The sequence below is a fragment of the Diaphorobacter sp. LI3 genome (assembly GCF_022807955.1).
GTDB classification, from domain to species: Bacteria; Pseudomonadota; Gammaproteobacteria; order Burkholderiales; family Burkholderiaceae_C; genus Diaphorobacter; species Diaphorobacter nitroreducens.
In genome coordinates, this window is the sequence record NZ_CP094346.1 from 3,015,499 (window position 1) to 3,034,330 (window position 18,832).

Annotated in this window: 14 protein-coding genes, 1 other RNA gene and 1 pseudogene; 6 read left to right on the plus strand and 10 right to left on the minus strand. The window is 63.0% G+C overall.

Annotated features, from left to right (window positions below; genetic code table 11):
* The gene (gene rnhA, locus MRB47_RS14015) at nt 1-447 is read right to left on the minus strand and encodes a ribonuclease HI (RefSeq protein ID WP_015913473.1); all 447 of its coding nucleotides are present in this window, start codon (nt 445-447) and stop codon (nt 1-3) included.
* 38 nt (nt 448-485) lie between these two features.
* Nucleotides 486-1,265 (minus strand): class I SAM-dependent methyltransferase, encoded by a 780-nt coding sequence (locus tag MRB47_RS14020; protein ID WP_011805010.1) that lies wholly within the window; start codon nt 1,263-1,265, stop codon nt 486-488.
* Here MRB47_RS14020 and gloB point away from each other — a divergent pair.
* Together gloB and MRB47_RS14030 are read left to right on the plus strand one after the other, a co-directional pair.
* On the plus strand, nt 1,264-2,043 hold the full coding sequence (gene gloB, locus MRB47_RS14025; protein WP_252100990.1) for a hydroxyacylglutathione hydrolase: 780 nt from the start codon (nt 1,264-1,266) through the stop codon (nt 2,041-2,043). The genes MRB47_RS14020 and gloB overlap by 2 nt on opposite strands.
* Nucleotides 2,040-3,554 carry a transglycosylase SLT domain-containing protein gene (locus MRB47_RS14030; RefSeq protein WP_252100991.1) on the plus strand — a complete coding sequence of 505 codons (1,515 nt, stop codon included), beginning with the start codon at nt 2,040-2,042 and terminating at the stop codon, nt 3,552-3,554. The genes gloB and MRB47_RS14030 overlap by 4 nt, the downstream gene beginning before the upstream one ends.
* 6 nt (nt 3,555-3,560) lie before the next feature.
* On the opposite strand, the gene MRB47_RS14035 is transcribed toward MRB47_RS14030, so the two are convergent.
* The 4 genes from MRB47_RS14035 to istA all read right to left on the minus strand — a co-directional run bounded on the left by MRB47_RS14035 (nt 3,561) and on the right by istA (nt 8,157).
* Complete coding sequence (locus MRB47_RS14035; RefSeq protein ID WP_011805007.1) at nt 3,561-3,713, minus strand: DUF3096 domain-containing protein; 153 nt, start codon at nt 3,711-3,713, stop codon at nt 3,561-3,563.
* A gap of 661 nt (nt 3,714-4,374) precedes the next feature.
* A complete protein-coding gene (locus MRB47_RS14040; RefSeq protein ID WP_252100635.1) occupies nt 4,375-5,394 on the minus strand; it encodes an IS30 family transposase in 1,020 nt (339 codons plus the stop codon).
* 444 nt (nt 5,395-5,838) lie between these two features.
* A complete protein-coding gene (istB, locus tag MRB47_RS14045; protein ID WP_011805003.1) occupies nt 5,839-6,576 on the minus strand; it encodes an IS21-like element helper ATPase IstB in 738 nt (245 codons plus the stop codon).
* Nucleotides 6,577-6,612: 36 nt separating this feature from the next.
* Nucleotides 6,613-8,157 (minus strand): IS21 family transposase, encoded by a 1,545-nt coding sequence (istA, locus tag MRB47_RS14050; RefSeq protein ID WP_252100662.1) that lies wholly within the window; start codon nt 8,155-8,157, stop codon nt 6,613-6,615.
* A gap of 115 nt (nt 8,158-8,272) precedes the next feature.
* Here istA and MRB47_RS14055 point away from each other — a divergent pair.
* A pseudogene (locus tag MRB47_RS14055) lies at nt 8,273-9,229 on the plus strand (beta-ketoacyl-ACP synthase II); the annotation flags it as partial.
* A gap of 487 nt (nt 9,230-9,716) precedes the next feature.
* Here MRB47_RS14055 and ssrA read toward each other — a convergent pair.
* The 3 genes from ssrA to ubiG form a co-directional block, all read right to left on the minus strand.
* Nucleotides 9,717-10,095, minus strand: a transfer-messenger RNA (tmRNA) gene (ssrA, locus tag MRB47_RS14060).
* A gap of 13 nt (nt 10,096-10,108) precedes the next feature.
* Nucleotides 10,109-10,786 carry an HAD family hydrolase gene (locus tag MRB47_RS14065; RefSeq protein ID WP_252100992.1) on the minus strand — a complete coding sequence of 226 codons (678 nt, stop codon included), beginning with the start codon at nt 10,784-10,786 and terminating at the stop codon, nt 10,109-10,111.
* Nucleotides 10,783-11,496 carry a bifunctional 2-polyprenyl-6-hydroxyphenol methylase/3-demethylubiquinol 3-O-methyltransferase UbiG gene (ubiG, locus tag MRB47_RS14070; protein ID WP_011805662.1) on the minus strand — a complete coding sequence of 238 codons (714 nt, stop codon included), beginning with the start codon at nt 11,494-11,496 and terminating at the stop codon, nt 10,783-10,785. The genes MRB47_RS14065 and ubiG overlap by 4 nt, the downstream gene beginning before the upstream one ends.
* 132 nt (nt 11,497-11,628) lie before the next feature.
* Between ubiG and MRB47_RS14075 the strand changes: the two genes are divergently transcribed.
* Entirely contained in the window at nt 11,629-13,536 is a 1,908-nt protein-coding gene (locus MRB47_RS14075; protein ID WP_252100595.1) for a hypothetical protein, read from the plus strand.
* Between the two features lie 563 nt (nt 13,537-14,099).
* On the opposite strand, the gene ompA is transcribed toward MRB47_RS14075, so the two are convergent.
* Nucleotides 14,100-14,756 (minus strand): outer membrane protein OmpA, encoded by a 657-nt coding sequence (ompA, locus tag MRB47_RS14080; RefSeq protein ID WP_011805663.1) that lies wholly within the window; start codon nt 14,754-14,756, stop codon nt 14,100-14,102.
* Between the two features lie 226 nt (nt 14,757-14,982).
* Between ompA and gyrA the strand changes: the two genes are divergently transcribed.
* Together gyrA and serC are read left to right on the plus strand one after the other, a co-directional pair.
* Nucleotides 14,983-17,616 carry a DNA gyrase subunit A gene (gyrA, locus tag MRB47_RS14085; protein WP_252100993.1) on the plus strand — a complete coding sequence of 878 codons (2,634 nt, stop codon included), beginning with the start codon at nt 14,983-14,985 and terminating at the stop codon, nt 17,614-17,616.
* A 69-nt stretch (nt 17,617-17,685) separates the two neighbouring features.
* Complete coding sequence (gene serC / locus MRB47_RS14090) at nt 17,686-18,795, plus strand: 3-phosphoserine/phosphohydroxythreonine transaminase (protein WP_041838989.1); 1,110 nt, start codon at nt 17,686-17,688, stop codon at nt 18,793-18,795.
* The last annotated feature ends 37 nt before the right edge of the window (nt 18,796-18,832 follow it).

Genomic DNA, 18,832 nt, shown 5'->3' on the forward strand with positions numbered 1-18,832 from the left:
TCAGCGGCCCAGCGCCTGCTCCACACCCTTGTTGGCCAGCATGTCGGCGCGCTCGTTGCCGGGATCGCCCGCATGGCCGCGCACCCAGTGCCATTCGATGCGGTGGCCCGCTTGGTGCGCCAGCTCGTCCAGGCGCTGCCACAGCTCCACGTTCTTCACGGGCTGGCCGGCCGCCGTGCGCCAGCCCTTTTTCTTCCAGCCGTGAATCCATTCGGTGATGCCCTGGCGGACGTACTGGCTGTCCAGGTACAACGCCACCTGGCAGGGGCGCTTGAGCGCGCCCAGCGCCTGGATCACGGCCATCAGTTCCATGCGGTTGTTGGTCGTTCCCAGTTCGCCACCGAACAGCTCTTTCTCCAGCGTGCCTGAACGTAGCACTGCCCCCCAACCGCCGGGGCCCGGATTGCCCTTGCACGCACCGTCGGTATAGATCACCACCTGATTCAAAAAATAGCTCCCAGAAATAAAGAAAATGGCCCGTCGCCTCAGCCCGGGCCATGGCGCCGCGCTACCTGCACCTGCGCGGCAGCCGCCTGCGGCGCCTTGCGCCACGAAGGCTCCAGCAGGCGCATGCCCTGCACGCGCTTGACGGCGACGATCACATACGCGGCCCCGAAGATCGGCCACCAGCGCGCGCCCAGCGCGTCCATCCAGCCGTAGCGCTGCAGCCAGCGGTCGCCGGCCACGGCGGGCCGGTAGCAGCCGAAGCTCATGGATTCCAGCTCAAAGCCAAGCAGGCGCAGCCAGTCGCGCAGGCGCCCGGGCGAAATGAACTCCCCCACGTCCGGCAGGAACAGCCGCCCCCCTGCGCCACAGCGCTGGTACAGGCGCGATCGCCGCTGCCGTAACCCCCACAGACTGAGCGGGTTGAGTCCGCTGATGACCACCTTGCCCTCAGGCACCAGCACGCGGTGCACCTCGCGCAGCGCCGTGTGCGGGTCCACGCTCAGCTCCAGGGTGTGGGGCAGCGCCAGCAGGTCCAGGCTGGCCTCGGCAAACGGCAGCGCGACCGCATCCGCCAGCAGCGCCGGTGGCTCCTGCGCATCGCTACGCTCTAGCAGCAACTCCGGCGGCATCACGGCCAGCCAGCGGTGCGGCATGCGGTTGCTGCGCAATGCCTGCAGGCCCGGCATGCCCAGTTGCAGCGCGTGGTAGCCGAAGATATCCGCCACCAGCTCGTCGTAACGCTCCTGCTCCCAGGCCAGCAGGTAGCGGCCAGGGGCAGTATCGAACCAGTGGTGCAAACCTATAATTTCGCCGGTCATGAAGAACTTGCTGCCATTGCCCGCCTTCGCCGACAACTACATCTGGATGATGGACGACGCGCAGCGTGCGGTCGTTGTGGATCCCGGCGATGCAGAACCCGTGTTGCAGGCGCTGCGCAGCATGGGGCTGCCATTGGAAGCGATTCTAGTCACGCACCACCATGGCGACCACGTGGGCGGGGTGAACGCCCTGCGCGAAGCCACGGGCGCAACCGTGTATGGCCCTGCCACGGAGCCCATGCCCGAGCCCCTCATCCGCCTGTCGGGCGGCGACACTCTTCAGGTGCTAGGCCTCACGTTTTCCGTGCTGGACGTGCCGGGGCATACGGCGGGGCATATCGCTTACTACTGTGCGGACATGGAAGGCGAGCCCCTGCTGTTGTGCGGGGATACGCTGTTCTCGGGTGGATGCGGCCGCTTGTTCGAAGGCACGCCCACGCAAATGCAGGCCTCGCTGGACACGCTGGCCGCATTGCCCGGCAACACCCGCGTATGCTGCGCCCATGAATACACGCTGTCCAACCTGAAGTTCGCCCGCGCGGTGGAACCCCATAACGCTGCGCTACTCCAGTACATCACCGAATGCGAGTCCCGGCGCCGCGCGGATCAGCCCACACTGCCGTCGCGCATTGCCATCGAGCGCGACATCAACCCTTTTCTGCGCACGCGCGTTGCTACGGTAGCCCAAGCCGCCCACGGCTTCGACGCCCTCATAGACCCGCGCGAACCCGCAGCCGTACTGGCCGCGCTGCGCCAATGGAAAAACGAATTTCGATGAGACTTCTGCACATCCTGGGGCTGGCAAGCCTGCTGTGGTTGACCGGTTGCGCGACCACTGCCCCTACGGACAACGCCGCATCCACCACCGACCCCACTACTGCCAGCCATACGCCGCTGTATCCGTCGGGACCATTGCAGCCCATCACGGCGAGCGCCGCCAGCGGCCACACAGTGGCTGGCGTCAGTGCGCCAGCCGATCTGTGGGACCGCATCCGGCGCGGCTTTTCCATGCCCGACCTGGACACCGATCTGGTACGCGACCGGGAACAGTGGTATGCCACGCGCCCCGACTACATGCAGCGCATGACCGAGCGCTCCAGCAAGTACCTGTTCCATATCGTCGAAGAGCTGGAACGCCGGGGCATGCCCACAGAACTGGCGCTGCTGCCCTACATCGAGAGCGCCTTCAACCCTCAGGCAGTGTCCAGCGCCAAGGCCGCGGGCATGTGGCAGTTCATGCCGGCCACGGGAACCTATTTCGACTTGAAGCAGAACGCCTTCCGCGACGACCGGCGCGATGTGCTGGCGTCCACGCGCGCGGCACTGGACTACCTGCAGAAGCTCTACGGCATGTTCGGCGACTGGCATCTGGCCCTGGCCGCCTACAACTGGGGAGAAGGCAGCGTGGCCCGCGCGATCGCGCGCAACGAGAAACAGGGTCTGGGCACGCGCTACACCGAGTTGACGATGCCCGCCGAAACCCGCATGTACGTGCCCAAGCTGCAGGCCGTGAAGAACATCGTGGCCAATCCCGACAAGTTCAGCACCGAGCTGCCGCTGATCGAGAACCACCCGTACTTCCAGAGCGTGGAGATCACGCGCGACATGGACGTCACCCTGGTAGCCAGTCTCGCCGGCGTACGCCTCGAGGATTTCCGCGCCCTGAACCCGTCGCTGCACAAGCCCGTGATCCTTGCGGCGGGCATGCCGCAGATCCTGCTGCCCTGGGACAACGCCCAGGTGTTCCGCAAGAACCTGGAGGCCTACACCGAAGGCCAATACGCCAGTTGGACGGTATGGACGGTACCCAACACGATGAGCGTCTCCACCGCGGCGCAACGCACGGGCATGAGCGAAAACGATTTGCGTCAGGTGAATGGCATTCCACCACGCATGATGATCAAGGCCGGCTCGGCCCTCATGGTGCCCCGCGCAGCCACCATGCGCGCAGACGTCCCGGGTCATCTCGCCGACAACGGCCAAGTCAGCTTCACCCCCGAAATCGTGACGCGGCGCACCACGGTGCGCGCGGGCAAGCGCGACACCGTGGCCAGCATCGCACGGCGCTACAAGGTCAGCACCGCAGACGTTGCCGACTGGAACGACGTGAAGACCTCCAGCAAGTTCAAGCCCGGAGAACAGGTCGTGATGTACCTGCCCGTGCGGCTTGCCGCGACCTCGCTGGCGCGCACCAGCGCGAAACAACCCATCAGCCGGGCGACAGTCCGCTCGGCAAAGGCCGGTGCGCCCACACGCAAGGGCGGCACACCGTCGAAACGCAAACGGTAAGCCCGGCTAGAAACGCAGCGTGTGCATACCCAACAGGCCGAGGATGCCCATCACGATCAGGTACAGCGCAACGATCACGTTGAGCAGTTTGGGCATGATCAGAATCAGGATGCCTGCGATGAGGGAAACCAGGGGGCCAATGCTGAGGTGAAGTGTCATGGGAACTTTGCCGGGATGCGGGAGGAAGGAAAGCACTCGCGCTGAGCGCGCCGCCTAGCCCATCACTTTAGCGGTGATCCCGGGTCGCAAGGCGCACTTGGCGCGCCCTGACCGACCGAACCAACGCCTGGGCACGCCGTAATCTGCCGCAGAGGGCCGGGGCGCCTGCATTTTGCCCTCTCTTGCGCCACACCGAGCTTTCCCAAAAAAAGTCCGATACGGCGCGAAGCGCGGCGTCACATCAGCAGTTGCCTTTTTTCGCCTGACCGGGAGGGCACCCGTGCGGGTGGCTCTTGGGACCCGCTCCACGGTTGTCGTAATGGTCGTGATAGACCGCGCAACCGGAAAGCGTGAATGCAGCAACCACAATGGCAAGCAGAGTCTTCATGGCTGAAAATGTGGATGGACGTCGAGGCATTTTAGAAGCGCCCCGTTGTTCCCGGACTGATTGAAACTCGTACGGTGGAGTAATACGACGCTGTACTACTCATCGCCAGCACAGCGACAAAGGTAAGCAGTCAGGTCATGGGTGCCTTCTATGCTGATCATGGAACTATTGGGGGGCAAAACGTTGGCGCACCCCTACCCTCACAATTGGCCAAGCAAAAACAAAAAAGGCCCGGCGGTCTCAAATCTGAAGTGCAACACCGCTGGTTGATATTCAATGAATGGTAGCGGAGCTTTTCTCGGCGATAGCCGCCATGAATCGCTGAAAAGCCTGGTAGGGAGAATCCCAGCCGAGAGTCTGACGAGGACGGTTGTTCATCAGATCGGCCATGGAGTCCAGCGCATCCTGGTCATGCATGCTCAGGTCTGTGCCCTTGGGCATGAACTGGCGCAGCAGCCCATTCGTGTTCTCACAACTGCCTTTTTGCCAAGGGCTGTGCGGATCACAAAAGTACACCCGCATGCCAAGGGCTTGGGCGAGTTCCTTGTGCCGGGCCATCTCCTTGCCCTGGTCGTAGGTGAGCGTCTGGCGCATCGGCTGTGCGATCTGGCGCAGCTTGTTGGTGAACGCGGCCAGCGCACTGTCTGCGGATGCGTCAGGCATCTTGCACAGCAGCACCAAGCGCGTTGAGCGCTCTACCAGCACACCCACCGCCGATTGGTTGCCAGCACCCTTGATCAGATCCCCCTCCCAATGCCCCGGGATCACGCGATCATTGACCTCGGGTGGGCGAACATGGATAGAGACCATGTCTGGAATCTGACCACGCCGATCAGAGCCTGCTGAACGCGGGCGGCGTGTACTCTTGCCTTGGCGCAGCAGTGCGATGAGCTGGCGGCGCAACTCACCGCGTGGGTATGCATAGATGGCGGTGTAGATGCTCTCGTGCGAGGCATGCATGGTTGGGTCCTGGGGATACATGCGCTGGAGTGTGCGTGCAATCTGCTGGGGCGACCACAGCCAGCACAGCATGGTGGTCACAAGAGTCCACAACGCCCCGCAGCTGTGCAGCTTGGGGTATGGCTTGGCCTGAATGCGCCGCAGCTGGCACAGACGCTGCGCAGGCGCGCTGGCGTAACCGCCGTGGCAGGCGTTGCGCCGCAACTCACGGCTGATGGTGCTGGGGCTGCGGCCTTGAAGGCGGGCTATGGCCCTGATGCTCCAGCCCTGCTGGCGCAGCGATGCCAGCGTCACTCTGTCTTCTGGCTGCAAGTGCTCGTATCTCGTTCCCATTTGCGTACATTACCCTTGGTGAGGGTGTTGCACTTCAGATTTGAGACCGCCCCCTGTATCGCTACAGAGCCTTTGAAACTTGGTAGGACGTACAAGATTCGAACTTGTGACCAACGGATTAAAAGAGGCTACCCGGCCCTTTTTCCAAGTCCTAAACCACGGCTTTCAGACGCACGCACCATGTCACCGGGTGCCAAGCGTAGCTAAATTTTGCTGTCTGCAGCTACGTTGGAGCTACGTTTTATGAGTGACCAAAAACATACCTTTGCGGCGCCAGTCAAAGCCCCTGACTGCGCATTCCACTGATGGCGGACAGTGATTCCATTCCCATCGCGGACAGCGTTCCAGGCGATGGCGGACACGTTGCGCGGGTGTCCTGAGTGACGCTCAAATCGTAGCCGAAGTGTCCGCCATCAGCGTGGAATGGCGGTCGGCGCGGCCGGCTCAGACGGCCTTGGTGAGCTTGCGCATCGACTCGCCCTTGAGGGCTATCTTGTGCGAGCCGTGCACGATGCGGTCCAGGATGGCGTCGGCCAGCGTGGGCTCGTCCAGCCAGGCGTGCCAGGCCGTCACCGGCAACTGGCTGGTGATGAGCGTCGAGCGCGTGCCCACCCGGTCGTCCAGCAATTCCAGCAGGTCGTTTCGCTCGTGCGCGGCAATCGGCGCGATGCCGAAGTCGTCCAGGATGAGCAGGTCCAGCCGCGCCAGTTGCGCCAGCCGTTTGCCCAGGCTGCCATCGCCGTGGGCCACGTGCAGCTCCTGCAGCAGCCGTGGCGCGCGGGTGTAGAGCACCGAGAAGCCCAGGCGCGCGGCCTGCTGCCCCAGTGCGCAGGCGAGCCACGTCTTGCCGCACCCGGTGGCGCCGGTGAGCAGCACGTTGTGGCCATGGCGCAGCCAGTCCCCGCCGGCCAGGCTGGTGATGACCTCTCGGCTCAGGCCCCGGCTGGCGCGCCAGTCGATGTCCTCCAGGCAGGCACTGGAGACCTTCAGGCGGGCCGCCTTCAACAGGCGCTCCAGGCGCTTGCTGTCACGCCAGTCCACCTCGCGCTGCACCAGCAGCGCCAGGCGTTGTTCAAAGGGCAGCTCGCTGGCCGTGATGTGGGTGGCCGCGTCGCTGAGGGCGGCCACCATGCCGTCCAGGCGCAGGGCGCGCAGTTGGTTCAAGGTCTGTTCGTTGAGCATGGTTCTTCCTTGTTAGGTTTGCTTGCACGTTGGAGTTCAGTGGTAGTAGCCCGGCCCGCGCACGTTCTCGTGCAGCGGCAGGCTCGCCTGTGCGGCCATCGGCGCATCCAGCGGCCGCTGGTCCAGGCCGCAGCCCAGGATGGAGGCGATGCTCTTGTAGGACGGTGAGCGAATCGACTGCGCCCGCGCACAGGCGGCCTCCAGCCGGTCAGCCCCGTACTCACGGCCCAGGCGCATGAGGCCCAGACAGGAGCGGTAACCCTGCTCGGGATGCTGGCGGTGCTCCATCTGCCAGCGCACCACGGCGGCGGTGGCCGCGCCCACGCGCTCACCCCAGGCGATGAGCTTGGCCGGCGTCCACTGCAGGTGCGCCCGGTGCGAGGCCGGCATGTGCTCGGGCGTGGTGGTGTGTGCACCCCGTCGGGGATTGAGGGCGTGGGCGGCCACGCGTTTGCTGCCGTGCAGGACTTCGAGCGTGCCGGCCGTGATGCGCAACTCCACCGGCTCACCCACCAGGGCGTGGGGCACCGAGTAGTAGTGGCCATCGAGCTCAACGTGGTAATCGATGTTGACGCGGGCGGGTTTGAAGCGCGCGATGGGCATGCGCACCGGCGGCAGGGGGCGCAGGGCTGGCCGGTCGAGTTCGGCGAAGGCGCTAGTGCGGTTGCCCGGCAGCTTCTTGAACGCGCGCTGGTTCAAGTCCACCAGCAAGGCGGCAATCGCCCGGTTGAGCTCGGCCAGGCTGAAGAAGGTCTGGTGGCGCAGCCTGGCCAGAATCCAGCGCTCGACCACCTGCACAGCGACCTCCACCTTGGGTTTGTCGCGTGGCTTGGCCGGGCGCGCGGGCATCACGGCCAGGCTGTAGTGCGCACAGAGCTCTTCGAGCAGGCGGTGCGCGGTGGGCTCGTAACGGTCGGGTCGGGCCATGAGGGCGCGCGGCTGGTCAGGCACCAGCAGGCGGGGCACGCCGCCGATGAACTCCAGCGCGCTAATGATGCTGGCCACCCAGTCGGTGGTCTTCTGGCTGGCGGTGGCGCAGGCGTAGGTGTAGTTCGATGCGCCCAGCACGGCCACGAAGACCTGGGCCTGGCGTATCTCGCCAGTGTCGGCATCCACCACGGGAACGGTCTGGCCGGCGTAGTCCACAAAGAGCTTGTCACCGCCCGTGTGGGTCTGGCGCATGGAGCGCTGCAGGCGCCGGGCCCAGGCCTTGTACTTCTCGCAGAAGGCGCTGTACTTGTACGCCTGCCCGCTGTGCTGTTGCTGGTATTCCTCCCAAAGCAACTGCAGCGTCACGCCAGGTCGGCGCAGTTCGCGGTGGATGTGGGCGTGGTCGGGTTCAAGGTGCCGGGACTCGCGCGCCACGGGTGGCTTGTAGAGCCGGGCCTGGAGTTCGTCGTCGTTCAGGCTCTGGGCCAGTGCCCAGTCCACGCCGGCCACGCGCGCGTAGCTGGCTATCTCGCTGACAGTGGATTTGGAGATGCCGAGGGCGGCACCGATTTGACGGGTGCTCAAGGCCCCGCGGTGCAGCAGTTGCAGTGTGTGTCGTAGTTTGCTCATGGTGACCCTGGGTGTGGGCATCGCTGGTTCCGGTCAAAAAACCGGGCAGCGTATGCCGCGTTCGGGTCACTCAGAACACCCCGCAGGTGTCCGCCATCAGTTTGGAATGCTGTCCGCCATCGCGTGGAATACGCAGCAAGAGCGTGCGGCGACCATCATCGGCTCCGGCGTGGGCGGCTTTAGCACCATCGCAGAAGCGGTGCGCACGACGGATGGCAAGGGGCCAAAACGCTTGTCGCCTTTCACCGTACCCGCTTTCCTGGCCAATTTGGCGGCCGGACAGGTGTCGATCCGGCACCGGCTGAAGGGTCCGTTGGGTGCTCCGGTGACGGCCTGTGCGGCCAGCATTCAAGCCATTGGCGATGCAGCACGGCTGATTCGCAATGACGAAGCGGATATGGCGCTCTGCGGCGGCAGCGAAGCCACCATTGACCGGGTTGCGCTGGGCAGCTTTGCCGCCGCGAAAGCAGTAACGACCTACAGTGACGGCGATCCCGCAAAGGCTTCACGCCCCTTTGACCTGGCTCGGAACGGCTTTGTCATGGCGGAGGGTGCGGGTCTGTTGGTGCTGGAGGTCCTGGATCATGCATTGGCGCGTGGTGCCACGCCGCTGGCCGAGATTGTGGGCTACGGCACCTCCGCCGATGCATACCATGTCACCTCCGGGCCGGAGGATGGCTCTGGCGCCGCACGATCAATGCGCGCCGCGTTGCGCCAGGCACAGCTGCAGCCTTGGGATATTCAACACCTGAATGCGCACGCGACCTCCACTCTCGTGGGAGACCGAGGCGAGTTGGCAGCCATTCGACAAGTGTTTGGAGCCGGCTCTGGCCCATCCATCACAGCCACCAAATCCGCCGTGGGTCACATGCTGGGAGCCGCTGGCGGGGCCGCTGCGATCTTTACCGTATTGGCATTGCGCGACCAAATGGCGCCACCTGTGCTCAACCTAGAACATCCAGATCCATTGGCCGACGGCCTGGATCTGATCGCTGGGAGTGCGCGTGCCCATGCCATAGAGCACGCCATGCTCAACGGATTTGGTTTTGGCGGTGTGAATGCGTCTCTGGTTCTGAAGCGATTTACAGCCTGACCCATATCTTGACCAGAAGCCTCAATAGACAACATCACACATGCCACGTCTATGAGGTTTTGCAGCACGTTGGGTAAGTGCCTCTCCGTCCCCGGGAGCAACGATTGCACTGAATCACCAAAGCCTGGGATGGCGCGCTGAACCCCGTGGCTTGAAGCGTTACCGGGCCGCTCTTCGCGGCCTTTTTTGCGCTTGCGGTGCGACAAGCGATCTGATGCACAGCCTGAGGTCTCAAGGGGCACGTCCCAAAGACTTCCCGCACATTGCGCAAAAAAAGCCCGCGAGCATGCGCTCGCGGGCGTATCCATTTACGCGAAACCAATCCACAAATCCACAAGGTAGCCACGTAGCCACCTCGTGCGGAACTTCTTCCAAGGTTCCTAGCACAAATTTTGCATAAAGCAAAATTTGGCCAAACGTCAAATGTGGCCAGATGGCCACTTTATGCCTTACGCCACAGTTCTCCAGAGTGTGGCGGTGTCTTGAGTGGTGGAGCTGGCGGGAATTGAACCCGCGTCCGCAAGCCTTCTTCGGGCAGATCTACATGTTTAGTGCTCTGTTTTGAATCTCACATCTCACATCGCGCAGGCACACGCTACGCAAGATGCCAGCACCCTTGAATCTCGTACCACGCCAAGGTGCCCGGCATGCCACCAGCTGATGTAAATTCCCTTGCAGCCGGGAGGCCTTGCGGCCCCCTTGCCCAGCCCATCAGCGTGCTGTTGCAAGGCTCACCGGTATTTAAGCGGCGAGTGCGAAACGTTCGTCGTTTGCAGTTAGTTTAGTGAATGGAGATTTACGAGCGTCACTCAAGCTCGACATGCACCGCTCCGATTCCGAACCCACGTCGAAACCGGGACAGCCCCTTGGAAGACTATTTTAGTCCAGGCCCACCAATTTCAAGAGATCAAGGGGGGAATAAATCTCTGCATCCGCGCCCCAACTCTTCGGGGAGGCGCCCGAGCCAAGATAGCCGTACATGGCCACCACGGTTTTCATACCTGCGGCTTGCCCTGCTTGAATATCTCTTTCGTCGTCACCGACGTAAATGCACTCGTGCGGCTCCAGCCCCAGGCGCCGTGCAGCCTCCCACAAAGGCTCTGGGTGGGGCTTGGAATACGCAGTGGTGTCTCCACTGACGATAGCCCCTGCATTGGCGAAAAGCGCCACGCGCTGGGCGATGAGCGAGGTAAAACGCTCCGCTTTATTGGTCACCACACCCCATTTCAACGGACGATGCTCAAGAGTAGCCACCAATTCCTGGATGCCAGGAAACAATGCCGTTTGATCGTGGATGCATTGCTCGTAGTTGGTGAAAAACTCTTCCCTCAAGCCGGGAAAGTCCGGATGGTCCGGCGTGATACCAAATGCCACCGACAACATACCCCTCGCGCCCGCGCCGGCCAGGGGACGATAGGCCTGCAGCGGCAGCGAAGGGAGCCCGCGGACGGACCGCAACTGGTCCGCAGCAAAGCCCAGGTCAGGCGCACTGTCGATCAAGGTGCCATCCAGGTCGAACAACACCCCGCGCACCGCCGTGAAAGACACCTCGCTCATGCAGTGGGTCGCCTGGTAGCGAACAGGTAATTCACATCGGTATCCCCGCTCAGCCAATAGCGGCCGGTTACGGGGTTGTACTGCATGCCGCGCGTATGCAACACATCAAGGCCCGCCTGGCGGCATGCGGATGCCAGCTCACTAGGGCGGATGAATTTGGCGTACTCATGCGTTCCCTGGGGCAGCATCTTGAGCAGGTATTCCGCCCCCACGATCGCCAACGCAAAGGCCTTCGCATTCCGGTTGATCGTAGAGAAGAACACCCATCCGCCTGGCTTGACGAGGCGCGCGCATGCGGCCACGACCGACTGGGGATCGGGCACATGCTCCAGCATCTCCATGCAGGTGACCGTGTCGAACGACCCAGGACACTCGTTTGCCAACTCCTCGACGCTGATCTCCCGGTACTGTACGCGCGGCGTTTCCGCCTCCAGGGCATGGAGCCGCGCCACGCGCAATGCCTTGGACGCCAGGTCGATCCCCGTGACTTCTGCCCCCTTGCGGGCCATGGAGTCCGACAGAATTCCCCCGCCGCACCCCACGTCGAGAACCTTGCGCCCTTCCAGAGGCGAGAGTTGATTGATCCAATCCAGCCGCAACGGGTTGATTTGGTGCAGCGGACGGAATTCGCTGTCGGGGTCCCACCAGCGATGGGCCAGTTCCGAAAACTTGGCCAACTCAGCGGGATCGGCGTTTACAGAAACAGTCATGTTTTCATTGTCCCATCTGCAACGAGCAAGGCATAAAAAAAGCCCCGTTGCCGCTAGCCGTTCTGTTAAAGTGTTGCTAAGAAAGCTGTAATGGCTCAAAATTCCGCCCTAGTCAACGACTAGGGCGTTTCTTTGTCCAAGGAAAAATCTCATCCAACTTCAGTAAAGCCGACTAAGTGGCCGCCTAGATTTCCGCCGGCCGCGGCGGGTATTCAAGTCAATCACTGCAAGAACCCCAAGTGCGGTAACTTCGGCGTACCGCCCAAGCTTGCGGTTGCCCGAGGCGGGGCCGGTACTCCAGCTTCTTCCGTTGGCCCAGGCGACTACACCGTGGTCGCTACCGGTAAGGACCAGCCGGCACTGAAGTGCCGCCTGTGCGAGGAAATCACCCCTATGCAGAGCAACTTGGCGATTGCCGAGGAGCTTATGCGCATGTCGGAGTACCTTGAACCAGTACTCCCGCAGTGTCCGAACGAGGCCTGCTCTCTATCGGAGGGGGCGCCATCCCTTGAGAATGTGACTCGCTTCGGCACCAACGCCCACGGAACTCCCCGGTTCAAGTGTGTCGGCTGCAAGAAGGCGTTCTCCTTCGGCGGCCGGTCAACCAAGCGCCAACGTCGCAGTCACTCCAATCGCGATATCTTGGTGCATCTGATGAACGCCATGCCGCTGCGGCGCATCATCAAGGTCCTCGATATCTCCCCCAGCCAGCTATACGACCGCATCGACTTCCTCTATGAGCAGGCCCAGATGTTCGCCGGCGAGCGTGAGCGAACCCTCATGGGACGCGACGACCTAGGCTCAAGATATCTGTCGGTTGACCGGCAAAAGCTGGTGGTGAACTGGCACTCTAAGAAGGTGCGAAAGAACACACTTTTGCTGTCCATTGCAACGGCCGACCAGGCTACGGGCTATGTGTTCGGGGTCAACGTCAACTTTGACCCTGCGCTGGACTCTGCTGACGTAGAGAAGGACATGGTTCGCTTTGGCGACCATGCACTTGCCAGAGCGTTTCGCCGCTACGCGAGAGTCTGGCTACCGGCTGATTGGAATGCTGCGGCTGAGAGGGCGGCGCCTCGCGGAGGTACCTCCCGAAAGCCTATGGAATCGGTCATCGAAGAGACGTACGACGCAGCCTTAGGTCGCCCCGATATAGAAGATGGTGAAGGCCCCGCGAACTCATCCCGTGCCCCCGTAAAGGGCATGCTGCTGCATGAGCAAGTGGTGATGTACGCCCACATCCAGCTTGTCACTCGACTGCTCTGCCGTGCCAAGAAGATTCGCTTCTTCACAGACCAGGAGTCGGGCATACGTGCGGCCATTCTGACGGCCGTGCCGAAAAGGGTTCTGGACCGGACGGCTGACGCTTTCTATGTCAAGGTGCTCAAAGATATGTCAGTGGACATGAAGCGCGCGCTGGTTGGTGCAACCAAGCGGCGTCTGGCGCGCTTAGCGGAGAAATACGGGGTAACCCCTGAGGCTGCAGAACTTCTGGCTGCCGAGGAAGAACTGGCGCGCATGGTTGCCATCGGCAAGTGGGGGGACCGCTGGTTCCGCCATCCCATATCGGAGATGCGTGAGCCTGAGAAATCCGTTTGCTGGCTGACCGATATCGACCCGGTCGAAACCGAACCGGACAAGCGTCGGCTCCAGCTTAGCCACCAGGCGCTACTGCACCTGAAAGCCACCCTTACCGCTGTCGACCGCTTCTTTATGCAGGTCCGGCGAGGCCTCACGCTGGCAGAACGCGCGGTGGCCAGCGCCAACACCGACCGACGTCTCTGGTTCGGGAAGAGCGCCTACAACCCCGAAGTCCTGGTGAAGGTGCTCGGCATCTTCCGGACGTACTTCAACTACTGCGAGGTTGGCCGGGACGGGAAAACGCCGGCAATGCGGCTGGGGCTGGCGCGCGGACCCATAGCGCCCGAAGACATCATCTATTTCACTCCCGAACCGCCCGAAAGACGCCGCGCGCCTGCCGCTCGGTCGCTCAAGCCCTCCGGCCCCGTGGCTCACGCAAGCGAGTCACTTGCCGCGTAGGACCCGTAGTTCGAGGTGAGCTTGGTCCGCAGTCAGGGAGCTCACTCGCACTTGGTAGACAGAGAGGGGGGCTCCCGATTCAGGCCCCGAGGACTCTTCCCATTCGGCTACACCCCCTTCACCCTCGCCGCTCACCGAGGAAAGGTACGGGCTCCGCCCTGTGCAGGCCAGCACTACTGCCGGGGCTAGGGTCATCCGCGGCAGAATACCGGTTGGTTTGACCCAATTTGTTACTTCAGCGCCTCTGATAAGGACACGACAAGGCTGGCTGCCATTGTCTCGCCAAGCCTCAACGCTCAGAGAGACAGTCCGATTGCCGTATGCCACGGGAGTGCTGCCCCTGAAGTCCGGAGCGGGCTCGTCGTTGCAGGCAGTGAGGAAGCTGGCGGCACACACGAGCGCGACGCCTAGGGAAAGGGGCTTGAAATTCAGCATGTCCCTTATAGCGACCAAAGAAACGAAGCCCCTCGTGCCGAAGCAGAGGGGCTTGAATCAAGGGCTTAGCAACACCTTAACGGAACGGCTAGCCCGTTGCCGGGGCTTTTTTGTGACCGATGGATCGATCAGTTGGCGCGGGTACCAACCACTTCGATTTCCACACGGCGGTTCTTGGCGCGACCTTCCTTGGTCTTGTTGTCCGCCACGGGCTGCTTTTCGCCCTTGCCTTCGGTGTAGACGCGGTTCTTTTCGATGCCCTTGGACACCAAGTAAGCCTTCACGGCTTCAGCGCGACGCACGGACAGCTTCTGGTTGTATGCGTCGGTACCGATGGAGTCGGTGTGACCCACGGCAATGATCACTTCCAGGTTGATGCCCTTGACCTTGGAAACCAGGTCGTCCAACTTGGCCTTGCCTTCGGGCTTGAGGACGGACTTGTCGAAGTCGAAGAAAGCGTCGGCTGCATAGGTCACCTTGCTAGCGATAGCAGGTGCGGGGGCAGGAGCGGCAGGAGCTGCGGCTGCAGGAGCGGGTGCAGCTGCGGGAGCAGGAGCAGCAGCCTTCACCAGAGCGCCGTCGCAACCTTCGGCAGCGGTTGCGGGGGTCCAGTTGGCGTCGCGCCAGCACAGTTCATTCGTGCCGTTCTTCCAGACCAGCTCACCCGAGCCGTTTTGCCAGTTATCGATGACCTTACCGCCGTCTGCCGCCTTCACTTGAGCAACAGCCGAGGTAGCAAGCACAGCAGAGGCCAACAACATCGCCACTTTGTTCAGTTTCTTCATGGTTCTCCTCTTGGGGAAAAAGCCGCAGCCGCGCTGCGAATCAGGGACGTCGTCAGTGACCATCACCAAAAACGTTGAAATGATTGTGCCATACGTAACAAGGCCGGGGCTGCTTTGACGAGGTGCAAACCGTAGGACAAAAGCGCAATCCCGGGGATGTGTTGCTCAGCTACTACAGGGCGTTGCACCTAAAATGGCCGCTTCCTGCCGCCACCCCTCCGTCGACATGACCCAGTTTGCCAAAGAAACCCTGCCCATCAGTCTCGAAGAGGAGATGCGGCGCAGTTACCTGGATTACGCGATGAGCGTGATCGTCGGGCGCGCCCTGCCCGACGCGCGGGATGGCCTGAAGCCTGTGCACCGGCGCGTGCTGTTTGCCATGCACGAGCTCAACAATGATTGGAACCGGCCTTATAAGAAGTCCGCCCGTATCGTTGGTGACGTGATCGGTAAGTACCACCCCCACGGCGACAGCGCGGTATACGACACGATCGTGCGCATGGCGCAAGACTTCTCTCTGCGCCACATGCTGGTGGACGGTCAGGGCAACTTCGGCTCAGTGGACGGCGACAGCGCCGCGGCAATGCGCTATACCGAAATCCGCCTGTCAAAAATAGCGCACGAGATGCTGGCGGACATCGACAAGGAAACGGTCGATTTCGGCCCGAACTACGACGGCAGCGAGAAGGAACCGCTGGTGCTGCCGAGCAAGCTGCCCAACCTGCTGGTCAACGGATCGGCCGGCATCGCGGTGGGCATGGCAACCAACATCCCGCCGCACAACCTCAATGAGGTGGTGGATGCCTGTTTGCACCTGCTGCGCCAGCCTGACGCGACGGTGGACGAACTCATGGAGATCATCCCCGCGCCCGACTTCCCCACGGCCGGCATCATCTACGGCATCAACGGGGTCAAGGAAGGCTACCGCACAGGCCGCGGCAAGGTGGTGATGCGCGCCAAGTGCCACTTCGAGGACATCGACAAGGGCCAGCGCCAGGCCATCATCGTTGACGAGCTGCCCTACCAGGTCAACAAGAAGACGCTACAGGAGTGCATGGCCGAGCTGGTGCACGAGAAGAAGCTCGAAGGCATCAGCCACATCCAAGACGAGTCGGACAAATCCGGCATGCGCCTGGTGATCGAGCTCAAGCGCGGCGAAGTACCCGAGGTGGTGCTCAACAACCTGTACAAGCAGACCCAGCTGCAAGACACCTTTGGCATGAACATGGTGGCGCTGGTGGACGGCCAGCCCAAGCTGTGCAACCTGAAGGACCTGATCGAGGTCTTCCTGCAGCACCGCCGTGAAGTGGTCACGCGCCGCACGGTGTTCGAGCTGCGCAAGGCCCGCGAGCGCGGCCACGTGCTGGAAGGCCTGGCCGTGGCGCTGGCCAACATCGACGAGTTCATCCGCATCATCCGTGAGTCGCCCACGCCGCCCGTGGCCAAGGCCGAACTGATGGCGCGTTCCTGGGACAGCCAGTTGGTGCGCGAGATGCTCACGCGCACGCGCGCCGATGGCGGCGTGGTCAACGCCGACGACTACCGCCCCGAAGGGCTGGAACGCGAGTTCGGCATGCAGGATGGCGGCCTGTACCGCCTGTCGGACACGCAGGCCCAGGAAATCCTGCAGATGCGCCTGCAGCGCCTGACGGGCCTGGAGCAGGACAAGATCGTGGCCGAGTACAAGGACGTCATGTCGGTCATCGAGGACCTGCTGGACATCCTGGCCAAGCCCGCGCGCGTGTCCACGATCATCGGCGAAGAGCTTTCCACGCTGCGCCAGGAGTTCGGCCAGTCCAAGGTGGGTGCGCGCCGCAGCACCATCGAGCACAGTGCCCAGGACCTGTCCACCGAGGACCTGATCACGCCCACCGACATGGTGGTCACGCTGTCGCACACCGGCTATATCAAGAGCCAGCCGCTGTCCGAGTACCGGGCGCAAAAGCGCGGCGGGCGCGGCAAGCAGGCGGCGGCGACCAAGGAAGACGACTGGATCGACCAGCTCTTCATTGCCAATACGCACGACTACATCTTGTGCTTCTCCAACCGCGGCCGGCTGTACTGGCTCAAGGTGTGGGAAGTGCCCTCCGGCTCGCGCAACTCGCGCGGGCGCCCCATCGTCAACATGTTCCCGCTGGCCGAGGGCGAAAAAATCAACGTCGTGCTGCCCCTGACGGGCGGCATGCGCACCTTCCCCGCCGACCACTATGTGTTCATGGCGACCAGCATGGGCACTGTGAAGAAGACCGCACTGGACGAGTTCAGCAACCCCCGCAAGGGCGGCATCATCGCCGTGAACCTGGACGACGGCGACTACCTCATCGGCGCGGCGCTGACCGACGGCCAGCACGACGTGATGCTGTTCAGCGATGGCGGCAAGGCCGTGCGCTTTGACGAGAACGATGTGCGCCCCCTGGGCCGCCAGGCCCGCGGTGTGCGCGGCATGATGCTGGAGGACGGCCAGAGCGTGATTGCCATGCTGGTGGCTGAGGATGAGAACCAAAGCGTGCTCACCGCCACCGAGAACGGCTACGGCAAGCGCACGAGCATCGTCGAGTACACCCGCCATGGGCGCGGCACCAAGGGCATGATCGCCATCCAGCAAAGCGAGCGCAACGGCAAGGTCGTGGCCGCCACGCTGGTGCATGCCGACGACGAGATCATGCTGATCACCGATACCGGCGTGCTGGTGCGCACCCGCGTGTCCGAGATCCGCGAACTGGGCCGCGCCACGCAGGGCGTGACGCTGATCTCGCTGGACGAAGGCGCCAAGCTCAGCGGACTGCAGCGCATCGTGGAGAACGACGCGAACGCCGCCGATCTCGATGCAGCCGACGCCCCGCCGCCTGCTGACGCCTGAAACCGCTTCCAAAACGATAGCTGCCAGCGCTTGACTGACAAGCGCTGGCAGCACATTTGACCCATGACCATGAATCGCCCTTACAACTTCTCGGCCGGTCCGGCCGCCATCCCTGAGGAAGTGCTGCAGCAGGCCGCCGCCGAGATGCTGGACTGGCACGGCAGCGGCATGGGCGTGATGGAGATGAGTCACCGCGGCAAGGAGTTCATCGCGATCTACGAGCAGGCCGAAGCCGACCTGCGCGAGCTGCTGGCGGTGCCGCCGGAGTTCAAGATCCTGTTCATGCAGGGCGGTGGCTTGGCGGAGAACGCCATCGTGCCGCTGAACCTCTCGCGCGCAGCCACCGTGGACTTCGTGGTCACCGGCAGCTGGAGCCAGAAGTCGCGCAAGGAGGCAGCCAAATACGCCGCCGAGGTGCGCACCGCGGCCTCCGGCGAAGAGAGCCAGTTCACCACCCTGCCCGACCCGGCCGGCTGGCAGCTGAGCCGCGGCGCCAGCTACGTGCACATCTGCAGCAACGAGACCATCCACGGCGTGGAATTCCAGGAGCTGCCCGACCTGCGCGCCCTGGGCAGCGATGCGCCACTGGTGATCGATTTCTCCTCGCACGTGGCGTCGCGCCCCGTCGACTGGAGCCGCGTGGGCCTGGCTTTCGGCGGCGCGCAGAAGAATCTGGGCCCGGCAGGCCTGACGCTGGTGGTGGTGCGCGAGGACCTGCTGGGCCACGCCCTGCCCGCCTGCCCCAGCGCCTTCGATTACAAGATCGTGGCCGAGAACCACTCCATGTTCAACACGCCCCCCACCTGGGGCATCTACATGGCCGGCCTCACCTTCCAGTGGCTCAAGCGCCAGCGCGAGGGCGCGGCCAGCGGCGTGGCCGCGATGGAGCAGCGCAACATCGCCAAGGCGCGGCTGCTGTACGACTTCATCGACCAGTCGCAGTTCTACGTGAACAAGGTGGCGGCCAACTGCCGCTCGCGCATGAACATTCCTTTCTTCCTGCGCGACGAGTCGCGCAACGACGCCTTCCTGGCCGGCGCCAAGGAGCGCGGCCTGCTGCAGCTCAAGGGCCACAAGTCCGTGGGCGGCATGCGCGCCAGCATCTACAACGCCATGCCTCTGGCGGGCGTGCAGGCGCTGGTGGACTATCTGCAGGACTTCGAACGCACCGCTGCCTGAAGCCACGGCACGGCCCTTTCATAAAAATGTGAGCTGC